At 40.7% G+C, this 14,133-nt stretch carries 13 protein-coding genes; 4 read left to right on the forward strand and 9 right to left on the reverse strand.

Features of this window, described 5'->3' with window-relative positions; all coding sequences use genetic code 11:
• Window positions 1-202 precede the first annotated feature (202 nt).
• The 4 genes from rhaD (at window position 203) to F8N35_RS09365 (ending at window position 4,871) form a co-directional block, all read left to right on the forward strand.
• Window positions 203-1,012 (forward strand): rhamnulose-1-phosphate aldolase, encoded by an 810-nt coding sequence (gene rhaD, locus F8N35_RS09350; protein ID WP_293051791.1) that lies wholly within the window; start codon window positions 203-205, stop codon window positions 1,010-1,012.
• Between the two features lie 174 nt (window positions 1,013-1,186).
• Window positions 1,187-2,539, forward strand: coding sequence for a dihydrolipoyl dehydrogenase (gene lpdA, locus F8N35_RS09355; RefSeq protein WP_293051794.1), 1,353 nt, complete (start codon window positions 1,187-1,189; stop codon window positions 2,537-2,539).
• Between the two features lie 418 nt (window positions 2,540-2,957).
• Complete coding sequence (locus F8N35_RS09360; protein ID WP_293051797.1) at window positions 2,958-3,824, forward strand: hypothetical protein; 867 nt, start codon at window positions 2,958-2,960, stop codon at window positions 3,822-3,824.
• Window positions 3,825-4,040: 216 nt separating this feature from the next.
• Window positions 4,041-4,871: a hypothetical protein gene (locus F8N35_RS09365; protein WP_293051799.1), complete on the forward strand. Its 831-nt coding sequence runs from the start codon at window positions 4,041-4,043 to the stop codon at window positions 4,869-4,871.
• A 93-nt stretch (window positions 4,872-4,964) separates the two neighbouring features.
• Here F8N35_RS09365 and F8N35_RS09370 read toward each other — a convergent pair whose 3' ends face one another.
• The 9 genes from F8N35_RS09370 to F8N35_RS09410 all read right to left on the reverse strand — a co-directional run bounded on the left by F8N35_RS09370 (window position 4,965) and on the right by F8N35_RS09410 (window position 13,819).
• Window positions 4,965-5,504: a hypothetical protein gene (locus tag F8N35_RS09370; protein ID WP_293051801.1), complete on the reverse strand. Its 540-nt coding sequence runs from the start codon at window positions 5,502-5,504 to the stop codon at window positions 4,965-4,967.
• Window positions 5,505-5,510: 6 nt separating this feature from the next.
• On the reverse strand, window positions 5,511-6,188 hold the full coding sequence (locus F8N35_RS09375; RefSeq protein ID WP_293051804.1) for a TetR/AcrR family transcriptional regulator: 678 nt from the start codon (window positions 6,186-6,188) through the stop codon (window positions 5,511-5,513).
• A gap of 185 nt (window positions 6,189-6,373) precedes the next feature.
• Window positions 6,374-8,152, reverse strand: coding sequence for an L-fucose isomerase (fucI, locus tag F8N35_RS09380; protein WP_293051806.1), 1,779 nt, complete (start codon window positions 8,150-8,152; stop codon window positions 6,374-6,376).
• A gap of 198 nt (window positions 8,153-8,350) precedes the next feature.
• Complete coding sequence (fucP, locus tag F8N35_RS09385; protein WP_293051809.1) at window positions 8,351-9,670, reverse strand: L-fucose:H+ symporter permease; 1,320 nt, start codon at window positions 9,668-9,670, stop codon at window positions 8,351-8,353.
• 18 nt (window positions 9,671-9,688) lie between these two features.
• The gene (locus F8N35_RS09390) at window positions 9,689-10,087 is read right to left on the reverse strand and encodes an L-rhamnose mutarotase (RefSeq protein WP_293051812.1); all 399 of its coding nucleotides are present in this window, start codon (window positions 10,085-10,087) and stop codon (window positions 9,689-9,691) included.
• A gap of 34 nt (window positions 10,088-10,121) precedes the next feature.
• On the reverse strand, window positions 10,122-11,099 hold the full coding sequence (locus tag F8N35_RS09395) for a GntR family transcriptional regulator (protein WP_293051815.1): 978 nt from the start codon (window positions 11,097-11,099) through the stop codon (window positions 10,122-10,124).
• A 335-nt stretch (window positions 11,100-11,434) separates the two neighbouring features.
• A complete protein-coding gene (locus F8N35_RS09400; RefSeq protein WP_293051843.1) occupies window positions 11,435-12,445 on the reverse strand; it encodes a hypothetical protein in 1,011 nt (336 codons plus the stop codon).
• Between the two features lie 3 nt (window positions 12,446-12,448).
• Window positions 12,449-12,847: a hypothetical protein gene (locus F8N35_RS09405; RefSeq protein ID WP_293051846.1), complete on the reverse strand. Its 399-nt coding sequence runs from the start codon at window positions 12,845-12,847 to the stop codon at window positions 12,449-12,451.
• Between the two features lie 174 nt (window positions 12,848-13,021).
• Complete coding sequence (locus F8N35_RS09410) at window positions 13,022-13,819, reverse strand: DUF5677 domain-containing protein (RefSeq protein WP_293051849.1); 798 nt, start codon at window positions 13,817-13,819, stop codon at window positions 13,022-13,024.
• Window positions 13,820-14,133: the final 314 nt, after the last annotated feature.

Below are 14,133 nucleotides of genomic sequence, written 5' to 3' on the forward strand. Positions count from 1 at the left end.
TACGATACTCAGGCTGTAAACCAAAACTTTTTAGCCAAAACATGTACGCACATGTATATCAATGAAACATCAAATACAAATTATATCATACTGATATAATTACACTTATAGTATAATTTTATTTACTTGTATATATGTGTATTTGAAGATAACTTTGCTATATCAAAACGCAGCAAAACAGACTCTATTTAATTTATATACAATGAAATCAATTTTAGACAATCGTCCTGCTTTGGCAAAAGAGGTAAACAAAGTGGCTGAAGTGGCTGGTTATTTGTGGCAAAAAGGATGGGCTGAACGAAACGGAGGGAATATCACCATCAACATCACCGAGTTTGTCGATGACGAGATCAAAGCTTTACCGGCAATCAGTGACGTGACATCCATCGGTACGACACTTCCCAACCTCAAGGGATGCTATTTTTATTGCAAAGGAACCAACATGCGCATGCGCGATCTGGCTCGATGGCCGATGGAAAACGGGTCGGTAATTCGCATCCTCGACGATTGCGCCAGTTATGTTATTATTGCCGATCAACCGGTTAAGCCGACATCTGAATTACCTTCGCACCTGAGCATGCACAACTTTCTGATTGGCAAAGGCTCTAACTACAAGGCTTCGCTCCACACACACCCTATCGATCTGATTGCAATGACACACCATAAACCATTTTTGGAAAAAGATGTGCTGACTAATCTTTTGTGGAGCATGATTCCCGAAACTAAAGCGTTCTGTCCCCGTGGTCTGGGCATTATTCCTTACAAACTGCCGAGTTCGGTCGAACTTGCCCAGGCAACCATTGCAGAACTCAAAGAGTATGACGTGGTGATGTGGGAAAAGCATGGCGTTTGTGCTGTTGGTATCGATATTATGGATGCTTTCGATCAGGTGGATGTGTTGAGCAAATCGGCTCAGATCTACATGACGTCCAAAAATATGGGCTTTGAACCTGGAGGTATGTCTGCCGAACAAATGCAAGAGATGACAGTAGCATTTAATCTGCCCAAATAATTCTGACAAACATAAAGGTGTTATTCAAGCAAAGCGATTATCTCACACCAGATAATCGCTTTGCTTTTTTGTATTGAATTCCCGGCAGAAAGTTCTCTTCAAAAAGGTTTGTTCATCTCCTTTTTATAAATATCTTTGTTTGACAAAACGCAATAATATTCCAAAAAGCCATTTATGATTGACTTAGCGATTATCGGAGGCGGCCCTGCGGGCTATGTGGCCGCAGAACGTGCCGGAGCCAGAGGACTTTCCGTTGTTCTCTTCGAAAAGAAAGAGATGGGAGGAGTTTGTCTTAACGAAGGTTGTATTCCCACAAAAACACTGCTTTATAGCGCCAAAATATATGACAATACACTCCATGGAGATAAATATGGGGTTTTTGCCGAAAATGTCAGTTTCGACTTTGGGCGTATCATGATGCGCAAAACCAAAAAAGTTCGCAAATTGGTGGCCGGCGTCAATACCAAAATGAAAGCCAACGGGGTTGAAGTGGTGAAAGGGGAAGCGTATATTGAGAATCGTTCGCAGGATGGCATCTCTATTCGCTGTGGCGAAGAACGTTATCAGGCACAAAATCTCCTTATTTGCACCGGGTCCGAAACATTTATTCCCCCTATTCCGGGAATTACCGAGGCTGGAGACCACATTCTTACCAATCGTGAAATATTGGCACTCAAAGAACAACCAGAATCGCTTGTCATTATTGGCGGAGGTGTTATCGGAATGGAATTTGCCAGTTTTTTCAACAGCATAGGCACCAAAGTAACCGTTATCGAGATAATGCCTGAAATATTGACCGGAATGGATACCGAAATGAGTGCCCAGCTTCGCGAAATATATACGAAGAAAGGGATCGTATTCAATTTATCAGCCAAAGTAACGGGCGTTAACTGCACCGAAGTTAGCTACGAAAGAGAGGGACAAACCTTCACCATCAGTGGCGACAAAATTCTATTGAGTGTGGGTCGTCGTGCTGTAACGCAAGGTTTCGGACTTGAAAATTTGGGTGTCGAACTTTTCAAAGGCGGCATCAAAGTGGATGAAAAGATGCGTACGAACATTCCGAATGTATTTGCTGCAGGCGATGTTACCGGATTCTCACTTCTTGCCCATACAGCCAGCCGCGAGGGAGAGGTGGTGGTTAACAACCTGACCAACCAAGCGGACTCGATGAGCTACCGGGCCATTCCGGGGGTGGTATATACCAATCCGGAAATTGCAGGAGTGGGATTAACTGAAGAGGCGGCAAAAGAGCAGAATATTGCTTGCCGGGTAGTCAAACTTCCCATGAGTTATGCCGGACGATTTGTCGCTGAAAACGAAGGCATAAACGGCCTCTGTAAAATTTTGATCAACGAGCAGGATGAAACAATCCTTGGAGTGCACATGTTGGGCAATCCGGCCAGCGAAATTATCTACGGAGCAGGCATGGCTATCGAACAAAGAATGACTCTCAATGAATTGAAAAAGATCATCTTCCCCCATCCGACGGTCTCCGAAATTATAAAAGAGATGCTTTTTGAATAACACATAAAAACAGAACGCCGCTTGGTCGTTCTGTTTTTTTATGTTAATACCCCTGCATGATGCTTGATCACAACCAAAACATCTATGCAAAAGTCAATCTTCCTTATGCCTGCTTGAAAACCTCAGCAAGTTGATTGGCAAATTCGTCTCGCTATCCCTCACAATAGAGAAGGGATTCATACGTCATACCGGTGATGAATGCCCACAGCAACCAAAAGTTAAACTGTTAGGCAGAAAACTTTCAGATTTATTCTAAAAAATCATCTTTCTCAAAAAAAAATCATCTTCAAACCGCAAAAAACAGTTGCGATATGCAATTATTTTCAAACGCAACCAATATCTTTGTAGGATTAACAAACACAAACTTTCTCTTTGTTTTATACACACCTATTACAAATCCACAAAAACGTTAAGGCTCATGAAAAAAGGATTACTATTATCATTCCTCGCTGCCGGATTCGGATTAGCACTCTTTATGTCTTCATGCTCACAAACTGAAGAGCTAACCTCCACTTCCGATTTGTTGGTTTCTGCCACAAACGACTCACAAGCATCAAGTATCGACGACGATATCATTAATGAGACGGATGAATACATATCGGCGCTGTCGACAAACGGCTACAAAAGCAGTAGTTCAGCCCTGAAAACCTCGGGCGTTGCCAGCTCCAGCATTACCATTACGGTTGACAAACCCGACCTCGTGTCTTTCCCCAAAGTAATCACCATTGATTTTGGAACGGGCGGATTTACCGGCAGACGCGGCAATATTTACAGAGGCAAACTGATTATCACTATCAGCAATAGCTTAACAGTGGCTAATGCTTATTACAACATCAAGACATCCAATTTCTACGTCAATGACAATAAAGTGGGCGCTTCAAAAACGGTCACATATAAGGGATACAACGATAAAAACCATCCTTACTGGACCATGACAGCAAGCGACACCATCACCAAACCCGACAAAACTGTCTTTACCTGCGTCTCGGGAAAAATCCGCGAACGTCTCGAAATCAACGGAACTCCTTTGATTCCTTATGACGATACTTTCTCAATAAAGGGTTACTCCAAAGGGATGAATTCTAAAGGAAATACCTACTCGATGATTATTGACAACAATAATCCACTCATTGTTGGCAACCTTTGCCCCTACATCCAAAAGGGGAGTGTGACCATTACGGTTAACGGCAAATCAGTTGTTATTGATTATGGAGACGGTTCCTGCGACAATTTGGCGACTGCCACTTCTGGAGGAATCACAAAAACCTTCAAATTAAGCAACTAATCAAAAACACGTCATTGACCAGATGGAAAAGCGGTTATCGTTGATAACCGCTTTTTCTATTGTAATCGGGCTTTGCTGCTGCACCACAAAGCGAGCTACAGAGGAAGGGTCTGACATAATCAATTCGTGTAATTTTGTTTTTTTTAATTTCAAAATCATATCACATACTATATCTTTGCGATTGTAATTGATATTAATATCACCAATAAACTCAACATGAAAACTGAAAATTTAAAGAAAACGTTTATATTGCTTCTATTAAGCAGTTTCATTTGTCCATTTCTGAATGCCGCAAACGAAGATGAAGACAAAGCTCCGGATAATTCTTTTCAGGTTTCTTTAACCACAGGCAATAACCAAATCACGCAAGGCAAAAAACTGGCAACAGATGCATTTTATCTGAAACCTGCGTTGCACTATAGCTACAAACAGGGTTTTTATGCAGACTTGTCCGCCAGTTATATTCCTTCTTTGCAAAAGAATTCTTTATCGAATATGGGTTTTGGATTAGGGTATAATTTCGACCTGGGAAATAATTTCTCCACAGGGTTTGGCTATGCTTATACGCATTATTTTTCTTCGAAAGAAGTACTTTCAAGTGCTCCAAATGATTTGTCATGGAATTTAGGATGGGATAACCCAATAATTGCACCTTCACTAAATGTTGACTATAGTTTCGGATCCACAAAAGATCTTTCGGCAGGGTTAGATTTATCGCATAGCTTTACTGTGAACCATATCTTTTGCTCTTCAGACAAGTTAACAATACCCATATCTGTTTCCACAACTTTTGCTTCGGCTAATTTCTATCAGGCATACGTAACAAAGAATCAAATAAAAAACAAAAAAAGCAAGACAGTTGTTAGCCCGGCAACCGTAGACACGTCGTTTGGCATTAGCGACGTAGCCTTGTCTGCATCATTATCTTATCAAATTAAAGGCTTCAGTATCACACCGGCGATGACTTATCAGATTCCTTTCGGAACTGCTGCCGACATATCCACCAGCTCGCCTGTATTTACATTACAGGTGGCCTATTCATTCTGACGCCAGAAGCAATTTCGTTGGCGGACTACAACAAACAAAAGAGCGATAGTAACTTAACTATCGCTCTTTTCATTCTGCATATAGTTTTCTCTGCTATTCTACAATTGTAATTTCTTCAAATCCCAGATGAAACATCACTTCGCGCAGAATCAACAGAGCCGCTGCAAATGTAGCCGTTTGGGGAAGTGTATCAGAAGAGGCCGGACGACCGGATATGATAGCTGACAGACGACCGAAAATCGCTTCAAGATCATGACGGTAAAGCCGGCGGTCGGATGATTGCTGATAAGGCTCAAGTTGCGCATAAATTTCTTTCACGGCCGCATCGGATGAAAAAAGATGCGTTCCGGCAGGAATTAATTTACTCACCTGCATCACCTCATCTTCCACCACCATTATGGCATTCTCCACCTCTCCGGGTGTTGGAGGAGTGTGGATGAAAAATTCAGTTGCTATTCTTTCTGCTCCGACAGTAAATTTCCAAATGACATCCGGTTCTGCCGCATTTGTCATTAACGCCAGAAGAGTATAATCCGGTGCAATATTCAGCATGGCAGACGGTCCTGAAATACTACATTTCGCAAAAATTTTCGATAGCTCCTCCCCTTGTCTCCACAGTTCAACTCTTTCCATAACAGGCTATTTAATATTGACCGAGATCAACGAATTTTGTACAAGTGTTCCTCCCTGACCGGAATTAGCTACTGTTTGCTCCGATAGCGCTTCATTATCCAAAATAGCATTTATCTGAATCGTGAGCTGATTCATAAATTCGGAGTATGAAGCCGGAAAACGACGATTCAGGTAAAGCAACAATAAACTGATAACCATATAACGCAATTGCGCTTTAAGACGCTCCACATCTGCGGCCTTTACCATGCCACGTGCAATACAATAGTTCCATTCTTTTTCACAAATTGCATCCAACGAACTATTAATCACATTAATCGTAGCCTCCTTGTGTCCAAAATCGCCCACTTTGGCCAGATAAAAAAGCTCGAAGAGGCCCGGATATTCCACGAAAAAATTCACATACCCGACCACAAGCTTCTTCAACCTATCGACTCCCGGAGCGGACGATTGCGCCTGATCGGCAACAAAAGAAGCACACTCTTGCTGAAAATCGGAGATGCAGACAAAAACAAGATCGTTCACATCTTTGAAATAGTTGTAAATTGTTGAATACGAATAACCTGCCTGTTGGGCAACATTTCTCACACTCACTCCCTTAAGGCCTTCTCCCTTAAGGATATCTTTTGTCGCCTGAATGAAATATCCTTTCATCCGTTGCTCCTGAATAGCTTTGTTTGTAACCATAATAAACAGTAATTAAATAACAGTGCAAATATAATGAACATTGTTCATATTTTAAATACACGTTCATAATATTTTTTATTCAACTACATATCTAATAGTTATAACAAACACAACACCTATAAATCAACAATCGGAAGGCCCGGGCATCCCCAAACCTTCCGATTTTATCTGTAAAAACAGAGCGATTATTTATACAGTGCTCCGTAAGTCTGGCAAGCGCGATAGTCTGATCCTTCAGCATCCATACCATAAGCAGCCCATGCACTTGGGCGGAAGATAGAAGCATCCTCCACGTTGTGCATACAGACAGGAATGCGCAACATCGAAGCCATTGTAATAAGGTCGGCACCGATATGGCCGAAACTGAAGGCTCCATGATTCGCGCCCCAGTTGTTCATTACCGAATAAACATCGCTGAATGCTCCTTTGCCGGTCAGACGCGGAGTGAACCAGGTGGTCGGCCAGGTGTGGTCGGTACGGTCGTCAAGCACCTTGTGAACGTCTTCGGGTATTTCTACAGTCCAACCTTCAGCCAGTTGCAACACAGGACCAAGACCCTTCACAATGTTTACACGAGCCATGGTTACCGGCATACCGCCTTTTGACAGGAATTTTGAAGAGTAACCTCCTCCACGGAAATAGTCGCGATTGGCAGGATACCATGTGGTAGCTTCAAGACATTTTTCAGCTTCGGCATCGCTGATTTCCCAGAAAGGTTTCATAGCCGGTGCACCGTCTTTTGTCTGCTCGCCCGAGCCGTCCAATGCAGCCGAGCCGGAGTTGATAAGGTGAATCAGACCATTAGCAGCAAGACCGGAGAGTTTTTTGCCGGTAACACGCTCTACCGCTTCGGGGCTCCAGTAAGTACGCACGTCGGCAAAAACCTGAGCCGTACCGGTCAGGAGGTGACCAAACAACATGGCAACACCGTTGAGAGAATCGTTTTCGGTTGCGCACACGAAAGCTTCGCGAACACCGTTCCAGTCGAAGGACGAATTGAGCAATGCTTCCGAAAAATCGCCGTTGGGCATAAAATCGGTCCACTGGCGTTGCCCCTGAAAGCCGCTTGCGATAGCATTATGGCCGAGCGCCTCTTCAAGAAAACCGGCTTCTTTCAGCTTCGGATTGCCCACCATCAAATCGCGCATAATGAGGGTCATCTTTACTACAAATTCCCAGTCGGCATCTTTAGCCGCACGATCTTTCACTTTTGCTGGCGTATTGGAGTCTTCGCCTTCGTTTGGTTTACAATATTTTTCGGTCCATGCCATTGCTTTGGCAAACTCTTCTTTATCGAAAATACCTTCGTTGACGCGACGAATGATTTCGGACATATCCACCGACTCGTTACGCATTCCGAGATAAGACTGGAAAAAGTCCGTATCGACAATAGAACCGGCAATACCCATCGATGTAGAACCGATAGAGAGGTAAGAAGTGCCGCGCATAGAAGCAACAGCCAACCCGGCTTTAGTAAAGCGCAACAGTTTTTCTTTTACATCTTCAGGAATGGTTGTGTCGGAAGAATCCTGCACGTTGTGTCCGTAGATTCCGAAAGCAGGAAGGCCCTTCTGGGTATGACCGGCCAAAGCGGCGGCCAGATAAACAGCACCCGGACGCTCAGTTCCGTTGAAGCCCCAAATGGCTTTCGGCATGTAAGGATCGTAGTCGATGGTTTCACTGCCATAGCACCAGCATGGAGTTACCGAAATAGTTAGCCCTACACCCTCGCGGCGAAATTTATCGGCACAGGCAGCAGCTTCGGGTACACGACCGATGGTTGAGTCGGCAATAACACATTGAACCGGAGTTCCGTCTGTATATCTAAGGGTTGAAGAAATAAGCTGTTCAACACTTTTTGCCATATTCATGGTTTGCTCTTCGAGCGATTCACGAATACCTCCCTGACGGGCATCAATGATAGGACGAATACCTACTTTGGGATGATGTGATAATGGTTTCATTTGTAAACAATTTTGATTTTAAATGACAAATGGGAATGAATTACACAATCAGCGAGGCTAAATTCAGCGTCAGCTAATTCAATGTTGCTGCAAATTATTTTCCTTATTGTTGTTGTTTTGCAGCAACAGGTTCATTTCATTGGTTAGTTTCTTATTATTAAATTTATAGTGTTATGAGTAAGGTATATATACAAAACATCAATGAGATACAATTACTTTTTCGTCGTGCTCATAAAGCGGCCCCGATGGCACAGATCCTTTTATGGCATAATAGAAAATATAGATATAGCAAATCAGTGGTATAATCATAGCCAAAGCCAGACTACCGGTTCTGTCAGAAATCAAGCCCATGACGGGAGTCCAAACTGCACCTCCGATAATGGCCATAATAATCATCGATCCTCCAATTTTGGTATTCGGTCCCAGACCTTTTACACCAAAAGCAAAAATTGTAGGGAACATCAACGACATAAAAAAGCTCGATGCTACCAAAGTGTATCCGCCAAGCTGTCCAGGCAACAGCACAGAAACTGCCACCAAAACCACGTTGATCAAGCTATAGGCACCCATGAGTTTATGCGGATTAATCTTGCGCATTAAAGCCGTAGAGACAAACCGGCCAACACCAAACGCAAGCAGAGAAGCAAACAAAAAATAGCCGGCTTCTTTCTCGGGTCTTTGCAGATAGTCTTTCACATAGGAGATCATAAAACTCCAGGTACCAACCTGCGCACCTACATAGAAAAACTGGGCTATCACACCTTTTACAAAGTGAGGATATTGAAACAATTTGGAAAAATGCCCATGACTACCTTCTTTCTTTGTATCCATTTTCTTGTGAGTGCCGGTTTCCGACTCAGCCGGAAATTTCACTTTCCACATCACAAATGCAATCACCAGAATAATGACTCCAATGACCATATACGGAGGAATTACCCTGAGAATTTCGCTATGCAAATAGCTCTGATATTGTCCCGAAGCTTTGAGAGCTTCCACCTGAGCTTCGGAATGTTCCACACCCGAGAAGATAAAAATATTACCGATCAAAACTCCACTCATAGCTCCCCAAGGGTTGAACGACTGCGAGAAGTTGAGACGCTGGGTGGATGTTGCAGGGTCACCCAAAACAGCGATGAATGAATTTGAACCCGTTTCAAGGAAAGCCAGTCCGCTGGCAATCACAAATAATGCCAACAAAAACAACCCGTAAGTACCGACAATGGCCGCCGGATAAAACAAAAATGCACCCATGGCATATAACACCAGTCCGATTAGCAAACCGGTTTTGTAGTTATAACGATCCATGATGTAAGCAGCCGGCAGTGACAACAGAAAGTAACCCATGTAAAAAGCCGATTGCACCAAACCTGCCTGTAAGCGGTTCAGTTCAAACGATTTCATAAACTGGGGAATCAGAATATCGTTCAGATTATTCGGAATTGCCCACAGGTAAAACAATGAGGTTACCAGTATAAACGGCAACAAATACTTTTTGTCAACAATTTTGTGTTTCGCCATGATGATAAGATTTTCAGGTTATTTACATTCGGTCAGAGCATAAATACGCTCCATCAACTGCCACTTTTCGTCGGATGTAGCACCCGGCTTTGAGCACTGGAATTTAGCCACAAAAGTTTCCCATTCTTCCTGACGATCGAGCGTGGCAAGTTTGGCAAAAGCGCTGTCCCAGTCGAAATCGGCAGGCACTTCCACAATCATAAATGCATGATTTTTGTGCAGATAAATTTCCATTTCAAGAATACCTACGCTGCGAATTCCGGCTGCAATTTCAGGCCAGTTATTCGCCGGAGCATGCCAGAATTTGTATTGTTCAATCAACTCGGCATCTTCCACCAAATCGAGTTGCTGACAGTAACGTTTCGTAGATTGTCCGAATTGTTTTACAGGATAGCCCTGCTTTAAATCTTGTTCCATAGTTATTTTGTTAGAAATTAAATATTTAAAATCATCACAGTGATTTACGTCTGATAAAACAGGTAGGCATTTCCTGTTGCACTAGTTTTCCTGTCATAACAAACGATGCCGCCATCTCTCCAAGGCGGGCAAAATCGACAGAAAAGGCAGAAACGCCCTCCTGAATAATTTCCAGCAAAGGCATATCATTATAAACCACCACCCCTACCTCCTGCCCAAACCTAAAGCCGGCTTTATTGGCAGCAGCCACTATCGAGACCAAATCGTCGGTCATAATGCAGATATAGGCTACACCTGCCGAGAGATCCGTCTCCGCAAAATGACGCCTTTGAATATCGTAATCAAAATGATAGTTCCGGCAAAAACGGGTAAAAGCATCACCAGCTCCTATCGGATGCACCGAATCTTCGGGAAACACAAAAACCAGCCGTTTGTATTTTCGGAGTTGCTCCAAAGCCGCTTCCAAAACAGCATAGAATCCCTCGTCAAAATTCTGCCCTATATACGAAAGACCTTCCTTCGGGAAAGAACAAAAATCGAGCAACAAAAGTTTCGACGACGGCAATTTCAGCAAACTGGGAGTCATTTCATCGTATTTGAAATTCATCACCACGTAGGAATTGTATTTTCCGATGCTGTCACCAATAATCATATCAAACAGTTTCTCGTTATATTGATGAAACAACAGATCCACCTTCACATTTTCCGGCAGGTTTTCTACGAAAGCATTGTACAACTTCTCTTTAAATGGAGAATAAACATCCAGAAGCAGCAACACACGTTTTACTTCATCCAACACAAAATAGCCCTTCATGGGCGCCGCATCAATGAGTCCGCGTTGTTTCAGCTCTTTGTAAGCTTTGAAAACAGTATCGCGCGACACATGAATTTTCTGGCTCAGTTCATTGACAGAAGGCAACCGATCGTCGAGAGCATACACGCCATCGGCAATCTCCTGCATAATGCTGTCAACCACCTGATTTACTTTGCTTACTTTGTTGGAAAATTTCATTTACTTCTGTGCTGAACTATGCTGATAATTGTACGGGCAAAAATAGACGAAATTTAGAAAAGAGAATATCTGAAGTTGTTAAATATAGCAAAAGAAGGGACTGTTATAAAACATGTTTTGGAAGAAATATACTCCGTCCGTAGCTTTAAATTGTTCGGGTAGCGGGCGTTCTTGAAATGTATTGTTGGCACGGTTCAGGAGAACCGCGCCAGCGGGGGGCGAGATTGCGAGCTGCATCCGTATCCCACGAGAAAAAACCACGATACGGGAGATACGGCTCGAAAACCTCTGATACCCTTATGAATTATACATATTGTTGGGTTTTCGTACTTTATTTATTTCGTTATATTTAAATATTTCTTCATTATCCAACCTGTCTGTGGTAAATTATCTTTCGGGCTAAAATAGCTTACGTACACCCATTTGTGATTTACCTGTAACACAACAATTTCAAAGCCACACGGTAATTTTTCAATTATGATTGACTTCATTTTTGGCTTTATCAAAACCTTGCATGCCCTCTTAGTAATTCTAAGTTCCTTTTCTTCTTTAAGTTTACTTTCGTATAGTTTGAACTGGTCATTAATTATGGTTTCAACTTCTTGCTTTGTAGCATACTCAGGTTTGGGCAACCAATTCCTTATTTCGCCAGTAAACGCAAGTATTATACTTATCAAGGTCAATAACTTCCAAAACAAGGCGTTAGCATCTGCATCAATTTTATCGACCTTAATCTCTATTCTTTGAAAAAATTCCTTAAGCTCAATTAGACCTTCTTTTGAAACACCGTTACCGTCATAGATTTTTTCATTTAATAAAACCGCTTCTTCTGTAATTTCTTCAAAATCATCAATTAAATTCCATTTCTGTTGACTTGCTGCAATTGAAGCCAACTGTCCTGAAATACCACTAATTGCAAATTGCCAACTATTAATTTGTGAAAATGCAGAATGATTTTTAGAAATTACTTCTGTTATGCTTCTTAGGTTTCTAAAAAGTTGGTCGTCTTGTCTGTTTATTGATGTGATTGTATCAATAGTAGTTTGTGGAATAGCGAATTTAGCTTGAAAGCTCATTGACTTTGTTATTGCTTCAATGGCTGACAAAGTTGGGTTTACAAACAATCTGTGATGTTGCATACTTTTAGTAATTTCAGCCATCATATTGATACCGCTGAAACTTTTAGCAATTTTCTCTTGAGCTTTTAGGAATCCTGAACCCTTCATGATGTCAGCCATCATTTGTTGATGCTTTAATAATGGATTTACAGAAGCTTGAATTTGCTCTTGCATTTTTCTAATATTATCAAAAGCATCTAATCCCATATTATTTCTCCAATCGTTCATAATTTATCTTGGTAATTCACCTAGCCCAGCCATTAGTGCTAAGGTTTTAGCTTTATTTGAAGTTTTTCTTAATCCCCTTCCTTTCCCTAAGCTATAAGGTATATCAATACTTCTTTCTTCGTATTGGTTGCGAGTTATATCTAAAATTTCTTTACTATGTCGATTCTCAAGAAAATAATGTGTTCCATTATTCCAATGGTCAGGGTCTTTCAACGAAACAACTTTCCAATTATCTTTACCATTTAATCGATAAATAACCTCTGATGCTGCAAAACAAAATCCTGTCGAATGAATCCCTGTTTCAATATTTAACTTATACCAATAGTCATCTAAAACTGCTACTTTAACGTCATTCCTCTCAAAAGCATTTTGCAAGGCACTTATTATTGTTGTTAATTCCATAATCAGTTATTATATGTGGAATAGATTCTTATATGAAGCCTAACAGTAAGTATATGCAAAGTAGGTAATAGCGAGCTTCAAACCTATCAAACCGTGATAATTTAAAGCGGGCTACAGCCCTTGAATTTACTACCATCATGCCTATTTTGTATATACATTGTTATGGGCTTTTGTTTATATTTTCTTTATCAATTCTTCAGTCTTTAGATATAAAGGCCCAAATTTCTTATCAAATTGATACCAAATCAAATAACTAAAATATTTAACTGTCCCAGATAATTGGTAGGTTAAACCAGCTATTCTTTCCTGTTCTTTTTGTCTTTCGCTTTCATTGCTATATTGAAAACAGCTTTGATATGCAAAAATTCCTCCGTGCACAAAAGATGATAACTCTGAATATTCAATTATCATTTTAGATAATAAAAACTCTTTTGGGTCAGATTTACTAATTGTCTCATTTAGAAAGGTAATTATGCTTTTAATAGAGAAATTTCGAGTGAAATCTTCTATCTCCTTTTTATCATATGTTTTAAGCATAGGAAATTTTTCGCATAACTCAGTCCACATTTCAGTTATTGTCTGTTCATCTATTCCATTAATCTTATTTACAGCATTAATCGATTTTGATAATGATAGATATTCTGAAATTTCTAAAATTGTATAATAATACTCTGATTTAGAATCAGATTTTTCGGCTAAATAATTGATATAAATATAGTTAAACCTTAGAAAATGCTCTACCAAAGAACGAAATAAAATCTTTGAACTATAAACATCATCATTTTCTATGCAATCAAATATTGAGTTTTTAATGAAATTTGTACCTGTTATAAATATCAAAAGCAGTTCAGTCGTCTTTGGAATCTTACTATTCTTGAGAAATGATATAATAAGAATTTGTGATTGCTGAAATATCTCAAACACTTCATTATCTAAATCTCTTATTCGTTCTATTTTCTCTAAAAATTTCATTCAATTTTTATTGTTTTTAGTTCATGCGAGCCTCTTCATTACAATTGCCCATAACATCTATGTATACGCTACTTAAATTGTGTATGCGCCATGATGTGGCGCATATATTTGCCTTATGCGATTATTGTATGGCTTAATAATCAAACGCTTAATGGTAACGGACAATTTGATTTTATAGCGTATATCCAATTTGTTAATTTTCTTATTTAATTGAATTCTATATTTCCAGCTTATCCATCGGATTTTTGATTGGATCGAAACCTTTGGTAGCGATTTTATGCCCGAATGCCCTAAAAGGCTTTTTATATAATGCA

Origin of the sequence: Paludibacter sp., from assembly GCF_009712605.1 — a bacterium.
In the GTDB taxonomy this organism is placed as follows: Bacteria; Bacteroidota; Bacteroidia; order Bacteroidales; family Paludibacteraceae; genus Microbacter.

Excerpts from the sequence above, each read along its gene's own strand:
- F8N35_RS09395 (WP_293051815.1), bottom strand. The coding sequence starts at position 11,099 with ATGAAATTTTCCAACAAAGTAAGCAAAGTAAATCAGGTGGTTGACAGC.
- F8N35_RS09360 (WP_293051797.1), top strand. The coding sequence starts at position 2,958 with ATGAAAAAAGGATTACTATTATCATTCCTCGCTGCCGGATTCGGATTA.
- F8N35_RS09410 (WP_293051849.1), bottom strand. The coding sequence starts at position 13,819 with ATGAAATTTTTAGAGAAAATAGAACGAATAAGAGATTTAGATAATGAA.
- fucP (WP_293051809.1), bottom strand. The coding sequence starts at position 9,670 with ATGGCGAAACACAAAATTGTTGACAAAAAGTATTTGTTGCCGTTTATA.
- lpdA (WP_293051794.1), top strand. The coding sequence starts at position 1,187 with ATGATTGACTTAGCGATTATCGGAGGCGGCCCTGCGGGCTATGTGGCC.
- F8N35_RS09375 (WP_293051804.1), bottom strand. The coding sequence starts at position 6,188 with ATGGTTACAAACAAAGCTATTCAGGAGCAACGGATGAAAGGATATTTC.
- F8N35_RS09370 (WP_293051801.1), bottom strand. The coding sequence starts at position 5,504 with ATGGAAAGAGTTGAACTGTGGAGACAAGGGGAGGAGCTATCGAAAATT.
- F8N35_RS09390 (WP_293051812.1), bottom strand. The coding sequence starts at position 10,087 with ATGGAACAAGATTTAAAGCAGGGCTATCCTGTAAAACAATTCGGACAA.
- F8N35_RS09365 (WP_293051799.1), top strand. The coding sequence starts at position 4,041 with ATGAAAACTGAAAATTTAAAGAAAACGTTTATATTGCTTCTATTAAGC.
- fucI (WP_293051806.1), bottom strand. The coding sequence starts at position 8,152 with ATGAAACCATTATCACATCATCCCAAAGTAGGTATTCGTCCTATCATT.
- F8N35_RS09405 (WP_293051846.1), bottom strand. The coding sequence starts at position 12,847 with ATGGAATTAACAACAATAATAAGTGCCTTGCAAAATGCTTTTGAGAGG.
- F8N35_RS09400 (WP_293051843.1), bottom strand. The coding sequence starts at position 12,445 with ATGAACGATTGGAGAAATAATATGGGATTAGATGCTTTTGATAATATT.
- rhaD (WP_293051791.1), top strand. The coding sequence starts at position 203 with ATGAAATCAATTTTAGACAATCGTCCTGCTTTGGCAAAAGAGGTAAAC.